Below are 14576 nucleotides of genomic sequence, written 5' to 3'. Positions count from 1 at the left end.
AGCCTCACAGAGAGTCGGTGGTTGCTGAAAACCGATGGTTCACGTCGACGAACATCGCCCTTGAGTGCTAAGCTAAAGCATTTGTCTAGGCTTAGACGGTAGCTCCGTTATTAGCTAGATCCATTTATGGATCACTGAGGCAAGAGTATTCTTGCAAAGAAGGGTGGTACCGCGAAATCTTTCGTCCCTTCAGCACATAGCTGGAGTGTGGACGTAGGATTTTTTTATTGTATAAAAGGTTGAAAAAGGGGGCTTATAAGAACAATGTCTTCAAAAACGGAAGAGAAACTGGAAACTGGTGCACAGCTATTGTTAGAAGCGCTAGAAACGGAAGGCGTAGAAGTGATTTTCGGTTATCCGGGTGGTGCCGTTCTACCTCTCTATGATGCATTGTATGATTGTGAAATTCCGCATATTTTAACAAGGCATGAGCAAGGGGCAATTCACGCTGCTGAAGGGTATGCCAGAATTACAGGGAATCCAGGGGTTGTAATTGCAACGAGTGGACCAGGTGCTACAAATGTAATTACGGGTCTAGCTGATGCGATGATTGATTCATTGCCACTTGTAGTATTTACAGGCCAAGTAGCAACAACGTTAATTGGGAGCGATGCTTTTCAAGAGGCAGATATTATGGGACTTACGATGCCAGTGACAAAACATAACTATCAAGTGCGAAAGGCCTCAGATTTACCTCGAATTATTAAAGAAGCATTTCATATTGCTAAAACAGGAAGACCAGGACCAGTCGTTATTGACCTTCCGAAAGATATGGTAGTCGAGAAAGGTGAGCGATGTAGCAATGTACAAATGGATTTACCAGGATATAACCCTAATTATGAACCGAATCTACTTCAAATAAACAAATTACTCAAAGTAATTGAAACCGCAAAAAAACCATTAATTTTAGCTGGAGCGGGTATATTGCATGCGAAAGCTTCGAAAGAATTGACAAGTTTTGCTCGTAAATATGAAATCCCTGTTGTGCATACATTACTTGGACTTGGTGGTTTTCCACCAGATGATGAACTATTTCTAGGGATGGGGGGAATGCACGGTTCTTATACAGCCAATATGGCATTATATGAATGCGACTTACTCATTAATATAGGCGCGAGATTTGATGATCGTCTTACTGGAAATTTAGCTTTTTTTGCTAAAGGGGCGACTGTTGCACATATCGATATTGATCCAGCAGAAATCGGGAAAAATGTGCCAACAGAGATTCCTATTGTTGCAAGTGCTAAGCAGGCGTTAGAAGTATTGCTTCAATCAGAAGGAAAGAAAGAAAATCATCATGAATGGCTCTTTTTATTAAAGAATAGAAAAGAAAAATATCCATTCTCTTATAAAAGAAATTCTGAAAGTATTAAACCTCAATATGCGATTGATATGCTATATGAAATTACGAAGGGAGAAGCGATTGTAACAACAGACGTTGGGCAACACCAAATGTGGGCAGCGCAATATTATCCACTGAAAAATCCAGATAAATGGGTAACTTCTGGTGGATTAGGAACGATGGGGTTCGGATTTCCAGCAGCAATCGGTGCGCAAATTGCAAAGCCTGAAGAATTAGTTATTGCAATTGTTGGTGATGCTGGGTTTCAAATGACTCTGCAAGAATTAAGTGTATTAAAAGAACACGCTTTACCCGTTAAAGTATTTATTTTAAATAATGAAGCTTTAGGAATGGTAAGACAATGGCAAGATGAATTTTACAATCAAAGATATTCACATTCTTTATTACCATGCCAACCAGATTTCGTCGCTCTTGCAAATGCATATGGCATAAAAGGTGTTCGTATTGACGATCCACTTCTTGCAAAGAAGCAAATCCAGCATGCGATCGAATTACAAGAGCCAGTCGTAATTGATTGTCGTGTACTTCAATCAGAGAAGGTTATGCCGATGGTTGCGCCAGGAAAAGGTGTTCACCAAATGGAGGGAGTGGAAAAAGGGTGAAGAGAATTGTTACAGCGACAGTTCGAAATCAAAGTGGTGTGTTAAACCGAATTACAGGGGTTATGACACGAAGACATTTTAATATTGAAAGTATTTCAGTAGGTCATACAGAATCATCAGATATATCGCGAATGACGATTGTTGTACACGTTGAAAGTGAACAGCAAGTGGAGCAGTTAATTAAACAACTGCATAAGCAAATTGATGTTCTGAAAGTATCAGATATTACAGAAGAAGCGATGATTGCTAGAGAGCTTGCTCTTATTAAAGTAGCAACTTCTGTAGCGAGGGCAGAATTATATAGTTTAATTGAACCGTTTCGAGCCGCTGTAATAGATGTTGGGAAGGATTCCATAGTTGTGCAAGTAACAGGTACGCAAGACAAAGTAGAAGCGTTAATTGAATTACTTCGTCCATACGGTTTGAAAGAAATTGCTAGAACAGGTGTAACAGCATTTACACGTAGTATGAAAAAACAAGATAAGCAAGTTATGTTAATTCAATAATCATTTAAATATAGGGGGAAATGAAAATGGCAAAAGTTTATTATGAGAAAGATGTAACAGTAAATGTATTAAAGGAAAAGAAAGTAGCAATCATCGGATATGGCTCGCAAGGTCATGCGCATGCGCAAAATTTACGTGATAACGGATTTGATGTAGTAGTAGGTTTAAGAAAAGGTAAGTCTTGGGATAAAGCGAATGAAGATGGGTTTTCTGTATATACAGTAGCAGAAGCTGCGGAAAAAGCTGATGTAGTAATGATTCTATTGCCTGATGAATTACAACCAGAAGTATATGAAGCTGAAATTGCACCAAATTTACAGGCTGGAAACTCTCTCGTGTTCGCACATGGATTTAATGTTCACTTTGATCAAGTAAAACCACCAGCTAATGTAGATGTATTTCTAGTAGCGCCAAAAGGACCAGGGCATCTCGTACGCCGTACGTTCGCCGAGGGCGGGGCTGTTCCTGCATTATTTGCAGTATATCAAGATGCAACAGGAGTTGCGACTGAAAAAGCACTTTCTTATGCTGACGGAATTGGAGCAACGAGAGCTGGTGTACTAGAAACGACGTTTAAAGAAGAAACAGAAACAGATTTGTTTGGAGAGCAAGCTGTACTTTGCGGCGGAGTGACTGCACTTGTAAAAGCAGGGTTTGAAACGTTAGTTGATGCGGGATATCAGCCTGAACTTGCATATTTTGAATGTTTACATGAACTGAAGCTAATCGTTGACCTTATGTACGAAGGTGGACTTGAAAATATGAGATATTCAGTTTCAGATACAGCGCAGTGGGGAGACTTCGTATCAGGACCACGCGTTGTGACTGAAGATACGAAGAAAGCGATGGGGGCAGTATTAGCAGAAATTCAAGATGGTACATTTGCAAGAGGGTGGATTGCAGAACATAAAGCAGGAAGACCAAATTTCCATGCGACAAATGAGAAAGAGAATAAACATGAAATCGAAGTAGTTGGACGTAAATTACGTGAAATGATGCCTTTCGTACAGCCGCGAGTAAAGGTAGGGGTTAAATAATATGAAGCAGGTTTTGTTCATGGATACAACGCTTCGTGATGGCGAACAATCACCAGGAGTAAATTTAAATGAACAAGAGAAATTACAAATTGCTAGACAATTAGAGAGGCTTGGTATTCATGTAATGGAAGCTGGATTCGCGGCAGCTTCCGAAGGCGACTTCCAATCGGTAAAACGTATTGCGAATACAATTCAAAATGCTACGGTTATGAGTTTAGCTAGAGCGAAAGAAAGTGACATTCGAAGAGCATATGAAGCTGTGAAAGGCGCTGTATCTCCTCGTCTACACGTATTTTTAGCTACGAGTGATATTCATATGAAATATAAACTTTGTATGTCAAAAGAAGATGTGTTAAATAGTATTCATCGCTCGGTTACGCTCGGAAAATCATTATTTCCGACAGTACAATTTTCTGCAGAAGATGCGACAAGAACATCGAGAGCATTTTTAGCTGAAGCAGTAGAAATTGCGATTCGAGCAGGAGCGAATGTAATTAATATTCCCGATACAGTTGGATATACAAATCCGGAAGAGTATTATTCTCTTTTTAAATACTTACAAGAATCCGTTCCATCATATGAAAAAGCGATTTTTTCTTGTCATTGTCACGATGATCTTGGTATGGCAGTAGCAAATTCGTTAGCTGCGGTTGAAGGGGGAGCATTGCAAGTAGAAGGAACGATTAATGGCATTGGAGAAAGAGCAGGGAATGCAGCGTTAGAAGAAGTTGCGGTAGCTCTTCATATTAGAAAAGATTTTTATAAAGCAGAGCCTTCGATGACTTTAAAAGAAATTAAGGCGACGAGTATATTAGTAAGCAGGTTAACGGGTATGGTTGTACCGAAAAATAAAGCAATCGTTGGAGCGAATGCATTTGCTCATGAATCGGGCATCCACCAAGACGGGGTTTTAAAAGAAGTAACAACTTATGAAATTATCGAACCAGCGCTTATAGGAGAATCTCAAAATCTCTTTGTACTTGGGAAACACTCTGGCCGTCATGCGTTTACGGAAAAAATGAAAGAGCTTGGTTATGAATTTACAAATGAAGAGCGAGATGCGGCATTCGAAGCATTTAAAAAATTGGCTGATCGTAAAAAGGAAATTACTGAAGAAGATTTACGCGCACTTATGCTTGGTGAAGCAGCATTTGCAGCTCAGCAATATAACATTACGCAATTACAAGTGCATTTCGTATCAAATAGTACACAATGCGCAACAGTTGTGCTGAAGGATGAGGAAGGAAATGTATATGAAGATGCAGCCACTGGTTCTGGTAGTATTGAAGCGATATACAATGCGATTCAAAGGATTTTAGGATTAGAATGTGAATTGGCAGATTATCGCATACAATCTATTACACAAGGTCAAGATGCACTTGCTCACGTTCATGTTGAATTAAAAGAAGGTAGTCACCAAATATCAGGTTTCGGAGTTGCGCAAGACGTATTGGAAGCGTCGGCGAGAGCTTATGTCCATGCAGCAGGGAAATTAAAATCTCTTATAGCGCTTGTGAAATAAATAATTGATAGGTGAGAGAAGCTTTCCTCACCTATCAAATTAAAGTTCTGAAAATTCGGTTAAAAGGAGTGTTAAAAATGGAAAAACGTATCGTTTGTTTAGCTGGTGATGGTGTCGGTCCAGAAGTAATGGGGAGTGCGAAGGAAGTATTGCATATGGTAGAAAGGCTATATGGACATCATTTTCATTTGCAAGATGAGTACTTTGGTGGTGTTGCTATCGATTTAACTGGGCAACCATTACCACAGCGAACACTTGCCGCCTGTTTAGCGAGTGATGCGGTTTTACTTGGAGCAGTAGGTGGACCAAGGTGGGATAGTGCGAAAGAAAGGCCTGAGAAAGGATTATTAGCATTAAGAAAAGGACTCGGTGTATTTGCGAATGTTCGCCCTGTAACGGTAGAAAGTGCAACTGCACATTTATCACCATTAAAAAACGCTGATGAAATTGATTTCGTTGTCGTTCGTGAATTAACAGGCGGAATTTATTTTTCTTATCCGAAAGAGCGAACGGAAGAAGTGGCGACAGATACACTTACGTATCATCGCCATGAAATTGAACGTATCGTTTCGTATGCTTTTCAATTAGCAAATAAGCGGAAGAAAAAAGTAACATCTATTGATAAAGCAAATGTTTTAGAGTCTAGTAAATTATGGAGAACTGTGACAGAAGAGGTAGCACTTCGCTACCCAAATGTGGAAGTAGAACACATTTTAGTAGATGCAGCGGCTATGGAATTAATTCGGAATCCAGGAAGATTTGACGTTATTGTAACGGAAAATTTATTTGGTGATATTTTAAGTGATGAGGCCTCAGTATTAGCTGGATCATTAGGAATGCTTCCATCAGCAAGTCACGCTGAAAAGGGCCCTTCATTATACGAGCCTATTCACGGATCGGCACCGGATATTGCGGGGAAAAATAAGGCAAATCCAATTGCGATGATGCGTTCTGTTGCAATGATGCTTGGGCAATCGTTCGGATTAACGAGAGAAGGATATGCAATTGAAGAAGCAGTTTCTGCAGTCCTTAAATCAGGAAAATGTACAGCAGATATCGGGGGGACTGAAACGACAACTTCATTTACAAAGGCAGTTATTCAAGAAATGGAAGAGCAAGCGTTAGTAGGGAGAGGGAGATAATGGGGAAAAGGTTACTAGATAAGCTTTGGGAAAGACATGTAGTTGCGACTAATGAAAATGGATTGGATTTATTATATATCGATCTACATCTTGTTCATGAAGTAACGTCACCGCAAGCCTTTGAAGGCTTGCGGCTTACAAATCGAACAGTCCGCAGACCAGATTTAACATTTGCAACGATGGATCATAATATTCCAACGAAAGATGTTTGGAATATTACCGACCGCATTGCGAAGCAGCAACTAGATACACTTCGGGAAAACTGTAAACAATTTCAGGTGCCATTAGCGGATATCGGAGATGAAGAGCAAGGGATCGTTCATGTAATAGGACCAGAACTTGGACTCACACAGCCAGGAAAAACGATTGTTTGTGGTGATAGTCATACAGCAACACACGGTGCTTTTGGCGCACTAGCGTTTGGTATTGGTACGAGTGAAGTGGAACATGTATTGGCAACGCAAACGTTATGGCAACGAAAGCCGAAAGCGATGGGCATTGAGTTAAAAGGAAAGTTACCGCAAGGTGTCTATGCGAAAGATATTATTTTACACCTTCTTTCAAAGTACGGAGTAGCAGTTGGAACAGGTTACGTAATGGAATTTTACGGAGAGGCCATTCATGCTATGGATATGGAAGAGAGGATGACGCTTTGCAATATGGCAATTGAAGGGGGAGCAAAGGCTGGCATTATTGCACCAGATGAAAAAACGTTTGCTTACGTAAAAGGGCGTAAATATGCACCGAAAGACTATGAATCTATTAAGAAAAAATGGTCAGAACTTTATACAGATTTAGATGTAGTTTATGATTTACATATTCTAGTAGATGTTACGGATTTAGCGCCGTACGTTACGTGGGGAACAAATCCTAGTATGGGTGTTCGGATCGATGAGAAATTGCCAGAAAAGCATGATGCAAATGATGAAAGAGCGTTTTCTTATATGGGATTGAGTCCCGGACAAAGTACGTATGACATTCCAGTTCAACATGTTTTCATTGGATCTTGTACAAATTCCAGGCTTTCTGACTTAGAAATTGCTGCATCTGTCGTGAAAGGTAAAAAAGTAAAAGAAGGTGTGCGAGCACTTGTTGTACCTGGATCTCAAAGGGTAAGAGAAGCAGCGATGCATAAAGGATTACATCGCATATTTGAAGAAGCTGGATTTGAATGGAGAGAGCCCGGATGCTCAATGTGTCTAGGTATGAATCCAGATCAAGTGCCTGAAGGAGAACATTGTGCCTCTACGTCCAATCGCAATTTTGAAGGAAGGCAAGGAAAGGGAGCACGAACGCATTTAGTTAGCCCGGCAATGGCGGCAGCCGCTGCGTTATATGGTCATTTTGTTGATATTAGAAAGGAGAGTTATGATGGAGCCATTTCGTATTCATAAAGGTACTGCCGCAGTACTGATGAATGATAACATTGATACAGATCAAATTATTCCGAAGCAATATTTAAAGAGAATTGAAAGAACTGGGTTTGGGAAGTTTTTATTTGATGAGTGGCGATATGATAATAATCGCCAAGAAAACCCTAATTTCCCGCTTAATGCACAAGAAAGAAAAGGAGCCAGCATATTAATCACAGGTGATAATTTTGGATGTGGCTCGTCAAGAGAACATGCTCCATGGGCACTTGCTGATTATGGTTTCCGCGTTATTATCGCTGGAGGATTTGCCGATATCTTTTATATGAATTGTATGAAGAATGGCATGTTACCGATTGTAATGGATAAAGATATGCGTGAACAACTTGCTAAAACAGATGCGAGGGAACAAATTACAGTTGATTTAGAAAATGAAATAATGACAACGAATACGCATAGATTCCATTTTACGATCGAGAAAATGTGGAAAGAGAAGTTATTAAATGGTTTAGATGAAATTAGTATTACAATGCAATATGAACAAGAAATAAAAGAGTATGAAAGAAAAGTGGCTTTACATTAAAAAATGACGGAATATTAAAAAAGTATTTACATTCAAAATTAACTGTTATATACTATGTGAAAATCAGAGGAGAAAGGGAGTAAGTATTATGAATATCGTGCAATCTATTACAATGCTTACACAACTACATCATCATACATGAAACCCTTGAACCTAGCGTGAAAACGTGTAGGTACAAGGGTTATTCCCGTTGTACCTACACTCTACTGAAGAGCCTTGTAGGTATTTTGTCTACAAGGCTCTTTTTATTTTCGGCTTAGGGGAATGAAATAGGCATACATTAGAAGGGGAAAGGTGTGAAAATTTAGATGACAAAATGGAAACGAGCAAACCCGAATGGAACGAGAGATTATTTATTCGAAGAATGTACGTTAATTGAAGAAGTAGAACAAAAATTAAGGCTTACTTTTTTAGAGAGAGGTTATGAGGAAATAAGAACACCTACAATTGAATTTTATGATGTTTTTGCATTTCAAAATAGACCGATAGATGAAGAGAAGATGTATAAATTTTTTGATGAAAAGGGAAGGATTATCGTTTTACGTCCAGATATGACAATTCCTTTAGCGAGAGTTATTGGAACACAGAGATGGGATACGCCACTTAAAGTGACGTATAGCGGGAATGTATTTCGAGCGAATGAATCCCATTCTGGAAAATATAATGAAATCGTACAAAGTGGTATTGAAGTTATCGGTATTGATAATGTAAGAGCTGAAATTGAATGTGTAATAAGTGTCATTCAAGCACTTCAAAAGTTGAAGGTGCAATCTTTTACAATTGAGATTGGGCAAGTACAGTTATATAAATGTATTGTAAAAAAACTCTCCATCCAGGATGAAGAAGAAAGGGTACTTAGAACGTATATAGAAAGTAAAAATTATGCAGCCCTCTCAAATTTTATCGGAGAAAAGAAATTAGATCGATGCGATGAGACAGTAAGATTACTTGAGAAATTGCCAAGGCTATTTGGAAATTTAGAAGTTATTGAGGAAGCAGAAAAGCTTGCTTCAAGTAATGAAATGAAAATGGCAATTGCAAGAGTAAAAGAAATGTATGAAACAATTGAAATGTTAGGATATGGTTCTTACATATCAATTGATTTGGGCATGATTCAACACTTAGATTACTATACGGGTGTTATTTTCAAAGGATATATATATGAAATTGGAGAAGAAATCGTTAGTGGCGGAAGGTACGATGAGCTAATTGGGAATTTTGGAGAAATGCTGCCAGCTGTTGGACTCGCGGTACAAGTAAATCAAATTGTGAAGGCGCTGCAAGAGCAGCAAGAACCATATGAACGAAATCAAATTGATATTGTGATTCATTATGAGTTAAATAGATTAGCGGAAGCAGAAAGGCTACGAAATTTACTTCGAAAGGATGGGAAAAATGCTTGGTTATCTCTATTCTCTAATTTAAGCGATACCTTTCAATTTGCAAGAAAAAATAAAATAGGAACGGTCGTTGAGGCAAAGAATGAATACTTAGTGGAATATGTATGGAATGAGAAATGGGTAGTCCAGAAAGAAGGAGAGGCTTCATGCGTAACATTCAAATTGCGTTAACGAAAGGAAGATTAGAAAAACATGTCATTCCACTTTTTGAGCAGATTGGAATTGATTGTTCCGAGCTCAAAAATAAAGGTCGGAAGCTTGTATTTCAAAGTAAAAATACAAATGTTTCATTTATTTTAGTAAAAGCGATTGATGTTGCTACTTATGTAGAACATGGGGTAGCTGATATTGGCATCGTTGGAAAAGATATTTTAATGGAAAACGAGAAAGATATTTATGAAATGCTGGATTTAGGAGTGGGGATTTGTAAGTTTTGTGTTGCTTCTATTCCTACGTATAATCCGAAGAGTTACCGGAAGAAAAGAATCGCTACGAAATACCCCCATATTACTTCTACTTATTATCATGATAAGGGAGAGGATGTAGAAATTATTAAGATAGAAGGTTCTGTAGAAATCGCTCCTCTTCTTGGATTGGCAGATGCGATTGTAGATATTGTTGAAACAGGAAAAACATTACAAGAGAATGGACTCATTGTATTTGAGGAAATGTACTGTATATCGGCTCGGATGATTGTAAATAAGGCAGCCTTAAAAACTAAAAAAGACGAAATATTCAGCATTATAAATATGATGGAGCAAGAAATCTTATCAAGGAAATAGGAGGATTTAAAATGGAAATCATTTATGAAGAATTTAAGGAGGCATTATCTAAAATAAAAGTGCTAAGAGAAAACGCTAATATAATAGAAGAAACTGTTCAAAGAAGTGTAAGAGAAATCATTAGACATGTAAGGGAAGGGAAAGATGAGGCTTTATCTTTCTATACAAAAAAGTTTGATGGTGTAGAGATGAAAGATTTTCGTGTAAGTGAAGAAGAAATACAGCAAGCGAGTATGTTTGTAGAGAATTCATTTTTAGAAGCTTTAAAAGAGGCGAAGAAAAACGTTGTTTCGTATCACGAAAAGCAAAAGAAGCACTCAATATTCGATTGTGAAAGTAAAGGGATAATTAGAGGGCAACTCATTCGGCCGTTAGAAAATGTAGGTGTATATGTACCGGGTGGGACAGCCTCATATCCTTCTTCAGTATTAATGAATGTATTGCCGGCGAAACTCGCAGGTGTGAAAAAGATTGTAATGGTAACACCGCCGAGGAAAGGAGGAATTGATCCGCATATATTAGCTGCTGCAGATCTTGCGGGAGTAGATGAAATTTATACGATAGGTGGCGCACAAGCAATTGCTGCTTTAGCATACGGGACGGAATCGATTCCGAAAGTGGATAAAATAGTTGGACCGGGAAATTTGTACGTCGCTCTAGCGAAACGAGAAGTATACGGAATAGTAAATATCGATATGATTGCTGGTCCATCAGAAATTGTAGTTGTCGCGGATGAAACAGGTAATGCAAAATATATCGCAGCGGATTTATTATCGCAAGCAGAGCATGATGAGAGAGCAACGGCGATTTGTATTACAACGAATATAGAACTAGCTAAAGAAGTAGAAAAAGAGGTAGAAAGACAGTTAGAAACGTTACCAAGAAGTGAAATTGCACGTGAATCAATAAATAGAAATGGAGCCATCTTTATCGTTCCTTCTTTAGAGGAGGCACTAAAGTTATCAAATGAAATTGCTCCAGAACATTTAGAGTTACATATAAAAGAACCAATGAATGCTCTAGATTATGTGAAACATGCAGGCTCTATTTTCCTTGGGTCATATTCACCTGAACCGCTCGGGGATTATTTAGCGGGACCGAATCATGTATTACCAACGAGCGGAACGGCAAGATTTTTTTCTCCGTTATCAGTCGATGATTTCGTGAAAAAATCAAGTTTTATTTCTTATACGGAGGAAGCATTAAAAAATGTACAGCATCATATTGTAGAGCTTGCAAATAAAGAAGGGTTACATGCACATGCGAGAGCAATCCAAATAAGGTTTGAGGAGGAACAATAATGCGTCAGTCCAGTCAAGTACGTGAGACGACAGAAACAAAAATTAAATTAAGTTTGCAGCTTGATGAAAGTACAAATGTATCTATTCAAACGAGGGTTGGTTTTTTCGATCATATGCTTACTTTATTTGCTAGACATGGAAGATTTGGATTGCAAGTTGAAGCAGAAGGTGATGTATTTGTCGATGCACATCACACCGTTGAAGATGTTGGAATTGTACTCGGAAATTGCTTGAAAGAAGCATTGCAAAACAAAGAGGGAATTAATCGTTACGGTTCTGCGTATGTACCGATGGATGAATCTTTAGGATTTGTCGCAATTGATATAAGTGGACGCTCATATTGTGTATTTCAAGGGGAATTAACAAATCCGAAGCTCGGGGATTTTGATACAGAATTGACGGAAGAATTTTTTAGAGCAGTTGCACATGCTGCCAATATTACATTACATGCGCGCGTTCTATACGGAAGTAATACACATCACAAAATTGAAGCATTATTTAAAGCTTTTGGTAGAGCGCTTAGAGAAGCGGTCGAAAAAAATGCCAACATTACTGGTGTAAATTCAACGAAAGGAATGTTGTAATTGATTGCCATTATAGATTATGGAATGGGGAATATTCGCAGTGTAGAGCAAGCATTAAAATATATTGGCGCAGAGTACATTGTAACGAGTGATAAAAAAGAGATATTGAGAAGCGATGGCGTGATTTTACCGGGAGTAGGTGCATTTCCGAAAGCGATGGACGTATTAGAAGAAAGAGATTTAGTGTGTGTACTAAAAGAAGTTTGTGACATAGGAAAACCACTCCTCGGTATATGTTTGGGTATGCAACTTTTATTTGAACGAAGTGAGGAACTAAAAGATTGTAGCGGGTTAGGTTTACTACCAGGGGAAATTCGTAAGTTAAAAGTTTCGTATAAAATTCCTCATATGGGATGGAATGAATTAAGGAAGGAAAGAGAATTTCCGCTTTGGAATGGATTAGTGGATGGTTCTTTCGTGTATTATGTTCACTCATATTACGCGGATTGTCCAGATGAAATTGTATGCGGAGTAAGTGATTATGGAATGCAAGTACCAGGGTTTGTCGCGAAAGGAAATGTATTTGGTGCACAGTTTCATCCAGAAAAAAGTGGCGAAATTGGCATGCAAATATTAAAAAATTTTCAAGGGGTGGTAGAAGCATGGAAATCTTCCCAGCTATCGATTTAAAAGAAGGACGATGCGTTAGACTTTATCAAGGAGAGTTTAGTAAAGAAACGGTGATGAATGAAGATCCAGTAGCGCAGGCGATCATATTTGAAAAGCTTGGAGCGGAAATACTACACATTGTTGATTTAGACGGTGCAATTGCTGGCGAGTCTTTAAATTTGCCCGTCATTGAAAAAATCTGCAAGGCGGTACGTATTCCTGTGCAAGTGGGAGGAGGAATTCGTTCACTTGTAACGGTGGAGAAGTTATTGTCAGCAGGTGTAGAAAAAGTGATTTTAGGAACAGCAGCTCTTTATGATAAGTCATTTTTAGAGGAAGCAGTTCGTCTATATAAAGAGAAAATCATTGTTGGAATTGATGCGAAAAATGGTTTCGTAGCAACGAGAGGTTGGCTTGATCTGTCTGAAATTTCTTACGTTAGTTTAGCGAAACAAATGGAAAGTTTAGGTGTTCAAACGATTGTGTTTACAGACATTTCGAAAGACGGGACGCTTACAGGTCCAAATTTTGAACAATTAGCGATACTTCAAAAAAGTGTGGGCATTCGTCTCATCGCCTCTGGAGGAGTGGCATCTATTCAAGAGGTGAAAAAGTTAAATGATATGAATATATATGGTGTCATAATTGGAAAGGCGCTTTACGAGAAAACGATTGATTTAGAAGAAGTGTTACAGGTAACGAAGTTATGTTAGCGAAACGAATTATTCCATGTCTAGATGTGAAAGAAGGGCGAGTCGTAAAGGGTGTAAATTTTATAGGATTACAAGATGTCGGTGATCCGGTTGAAATAGCTGAAGCATATAACGAGGCAGGGGCAGATGAAATCGTATTTTTAGATATTACGGCGACTCATGAAGGAAGAAAAACGATTATAGATGTTGTAGAAAAAACAGCAGCAAAAGTATTTATTCCTCTTACGGTTGGCGGGGGGATATCAAGTGTGAAAGATATGTACAATTTACTAAGAGCTGGGGCAGACAAAGTTTCAATAAACTCAGCGGCAGTGCGAAACCCGAAGTTAATAGAAGAAGGGGCAGAACACTTTGGATCACAATGTATTGTCGTGGCAATTGATGCTAGAAAAGTAGCAGAAGGTAAATGGAACGTATATGTCAACGGCGGAAGAGTTGACACAGGAATGGATGCCATAGAATGGGCGAAGCGTGTTGTTAAACTTGGGGCAGGTGAAATTTTGTTAACGAGTATGGATGCAGATGGAACGAAAAGCGGATATGACCTTCGTTTAACAGAAGAAATTTCAAAAAGTGTTTCTATTCCAGTCATCGCATCAGGGGGCTGTGGTCATACGGATCATATTATAGAAGTTTTTCAAAAGACAACAGTTGATGCAGCGTTAGCGGCATCCATCTTTCATTATGGTGAGGCGACAGTGCAGAGTGTAAAGCGAAAATTAAGAGATGCAAATATTGAGGTGCGGTTATGAAACCTAATTTTTCAAAAGGATTAATACCGGCAATTGTCATCGAAGAAGGTACGAAAGACGTTTTAATGCTAGCTTATATGAATGAAGAAGCATATGAAAAAACGTTAGAGACGAAAAGAACATGGTTTTATTCTCGTTCTAGGCAGTCGTTATGGAATAAGGGGGAAACATCAGGGAATGTTCAATATGTACAATCTTTATATTTAGATTGTGATCAAGATTCAATTGTTGTGAATGTGAAACAAGTAGGACCTGCTTGTCATACGGGAGAGAAGACATGTTTTCACTATCAAATTATATAGGGGGATAC

General features: G+C 38.5%; 15 protein-coding genes and 1 other annotated feature (1 of these 16 running past the window's edge). All 15 genes read left to right on the top strand.

All coding sequences use genetic code 11. The features are described 5' to 3' along the window. Positions 1-192: a binding site (T-box leader), on the top strand (it extends 36 nt beyond the left edge of the window). A 72-nt stretch (positions 193-264) separates the two neighbouring features. The 15 genes from ilvB to hisI all read left to right on the top strand — a co-directional run bounded on the left by ilvB (position 265) and on the right by hisI (position 14568). After that, positions 265-1965, top strand: a complete 1701-nt coding sequence (ilvB, locus tag M1D66_RS19900; protein ID WP_086385523.1) for an acetolactate synthase large subunit — start codon at positions 265-267, stop codon at positions 1963-1965. Continuing rightward, on the top strand, positions 1962-2471 hold the full coding sequence (ilvN, locus tag M1D66_RS19895; protein WP_000822952.1) for an acetolactate synthase small subunit: 510 nt from the start codon (positions 1962-1964) through the stop codon (positions 2469-2471). Before ilvB ends, ilvN begins: the two co-directional genes overlap by 4 nt. A gap of 26 nt (positions 2472-2497) precedes the next feature. Beyond that, positions 2498-3508 (top strand): ketol-acid reductoisomerase, encoded by a 1011-nt coding sequence (gene ilvC / locus M1D66_RS19890; protein ID WP_001151741.1) that lies wholly within the window; start codon positions 2498-2500, stop codon positions 3506-3508. A gap of 1 nt (position 3509) precedes the next feature. Then, complete coding sequence (gene leuA, locus M1D66_RS19885) at positions 3510-5030, top strand: 2-isopropylmalate synthase (protein ID WP_000815753.1); 1521 nt, start codon at positions 3510-3512, stop codon at positions 5028-5030. A gap of 77 nt (positions 5031-5107) precedes the next feature. Continuing rightward, positions 5108-6172, top strand: coding sequence for a 3-isopropylmalate dehydrogenase (gene leuB, locus M1D66_RS19880; RefSeq protein ID WP_242554713.1), 1065 nt, complete (start codon positions 5108-5110; stop codon positions 6170-6172). Further along, positions 6172-7566 (top strand): 3-isopropylmalate dehydratase large subunit, encoded by a 1395-nt coding sequence (leuC, locus tag M1D66_RS19875; protein WP_000518097.1) that lies wholly within the window; start codon positions 6172-6174, stop codon positions 7564-7566. Before leuB ends, leuC begins: the two co-directional genes overlap by 1 nt. Next, on the top strand, positions 7544-8125 hold the full coding sequence (gene leuD / locus M1D66_RS19870) for a 3-isopropylmalate dehydratase small subunit (protein WP_000433189.1): 582 nt from the start codon (positions 7544-7546) through the stop codon (positions 8123-8125). Before leuC ends, leuD begins: the two co-directional genes overlap by 23 nt. Before the next feature lie 308 nt (positions 8126-8433). Continuing rightward, positions 8434-9696, top strand: coding sequence for an ATP phosphoribosyltransferase regulatory subunit (locus M1D66_RS19865; RefSeq protein ID WP_000170296.1), 1263 nt, complete (start codon positions 8434-8436; stop codon positions 9694-9696). Continuing rightward, the gene (hisG, locus tag M1D66_RS19860) at positions 9672-10307 is read left to right on the top strand and encodes an ATP phosphoribosyltransferase (RefSeq protein ID WP_242285232.1); all 636 of its coding nucleotides are present in this window, start codon (positions 9672-9674) and stop codon (positions 10305-10307) included. Before M1D66_RS19865 ends, hisG begins: the two co-directional genes overlap by 25 nt. 11 nt (positions 10308-10318) lie before the next feature. Continuing rightward, positions 10319-11608, top strand: a complete 1290-nt coding sequence (hisD, locus tag M1D66_RS19855) for a histidinol dehydrogenase (protein WP_242554712.1) — start codon at positions 10319-10321, stop codon at positions 11606-11608. Continuing rightward, the gene (gene hisB, locus M1D66_RS19850) at positions 11608-12192 is read left to right on the top strand and encodes an imidazoleglycerol-phosphate dehydratase HisB (RefSeq protein ID WP_001249960.1); all 585 of its coding nucleotides are present in this window, start codon (positions 11608-11610) and stop codon (positions 12190-12192) included. The genes hisD and hisB overlap by 1 nt, the downstream gene beginning before the upstream one ends. Then, complete coding sequence (hisH, locus tag M1D66_RS19845) at positions 12193-12822, top strand: imidazole glycerol phosphate synthase subunit HisH (protein WP_000560360.1); 630 nt, start codon at positions 12193-12195, stop codon at positions 12820-12822. It abuts the gene before it with no gap. Next, positions 12795-13514, top strand: coding sequence for a 1-(5-phosphoribosyl)-5-[(5-phosphoribosylamino)methylideneamino]imidazole-4-carboxamide isomerase (gene hisA, locus M1D66_RS19840; RefSeq protein WP_242554711.1), 720 nt, complete (start codon positions 12795-12797; stop codon positions 13512-13514). The genes hisH and hisA overlap by 28 nt, the downstream gene beginning before the upstream one ends. Next, entirely contained in the window at positions 13508-14266 is a 759-nt protein-coding gene (gene hisF / locus M1D66_RS19835) for an imidazoleglycerol phosphate synthase cyclase subunit (RefSeq protein ID WP_000880108.1), read from the top strand. Before hisA ends, hisF begins: the two co-directional genes overlap by 7 nt. After that, on the top strand, positions 14263-14568 hold the full coding sequence (gene hisI / locus M1D66_RS19830) for a phosphoribosyl-AMP cyclohydrolase (protein ID WP_000803955.1): 306 nt from the start codon (positions 14263-14265) through the stop codon (positions 14566-14568). Before hisF ends, hisI begins: the two co-directional genes overlap by 4 nt. Positions 14569-14576: the final 8 nt, after the last annotated feature.

The sequence above is a fragment of the Bacillus sp. PK6-16 genome, from assembly GCF_056530295.1.
Note: the sequence above shows the minus strand (reverse complement) of the source record. Positions and strands in the feature narration are given on the sequence as shown.

Excerpts from the sequence above, each read along its gene's own strand:
- ilvB (WP_086385523.1), top strand. The coding sequence starts at position 265 with ATGTCTTCAAAAACGGAAGAGAAACTGGAAACTGGTGCACAGCTATTG.
- ilvC (WP_001151741.1), top strand. The coding sequence starts at position 2,498 with ATGGCAAAAGTTTATTATGAGAAAGATGTAACAGTAAATGTATTAAAG.
- leuA (WP_000815753.1), top strand. The coding sequence starts at position 3,510 with ATGAAGCAGGTTTTGTTCATGGATACAACGCTTCGTGATGGCGAACAA.
- leuB (WP_242554713.1), top strand. The coding sequence starts at position 5,108 with ATGGAAAAACGTATCGTTTGTTTAGCTGGTGATGGTGTCGGTCCAGAA.
- leuC (WP_000518097.1), top strand. The coding sequence starts at position 6,172 with ATGGGGAAAAGGTTACTAGATAAGCTTTGGGAAAGACATGTAGTTGCG.
- leuD (WP_000433189.1), top strand. The coding sequence starts at position 7,544 with ATGGAGCCATTTCGTATTCATAAAGGTACTGCCGCAGTACTGATGAAT.
- M1D66_RS19865 (WP_000170296.1), top strand. The coding sequence starts at position 8,434 with ATGACAAAATGGAAACGAGCAAACCCGAATGGAACGAGAGATTATTTA.
- hisG (WP_242285232.1), top strand. The coding sequence starts at position 9,672 with ATGCGTAACATTCAAATTGCGTTAACGAAAGGAAGATTAGAAAAACAT.
- hisD (WP_242554712.1), top strand. The coding sequence starts at position 10,319 with ATGGAAATCATTTATGAAGAATTTAAGGAGGCATTATCTAAAATAAAA.
- hisB (WP_001249960.1), top strand. The coding sequence starts at position 11,608 with ATGCGTCAGTCCAGTCAAGTACGTGAGACGACAGAAACAAAAATTAAA.
- hisA (WP_242554711.1), top strand. The coding sequence starts at position 12,795 with ATGGAAATCTTCCCAGCTATCGATTTAAAAGAAGGACGATGCGTTAGA.
- hisF (WP_000880108.1), top strand. The coding sequence starts at position 13,508 with ATGTTAGCGAAACGAATTATTCCATGTCTAGATGTGAAAGAAGGGCGA.
- hisI (WP_000803955.1), top strand. The coding sequence starts at position 14,263 with ATGAAACCTAATTTTTCAAAAGGATTAATACCGGCAATTGTCATCGAA.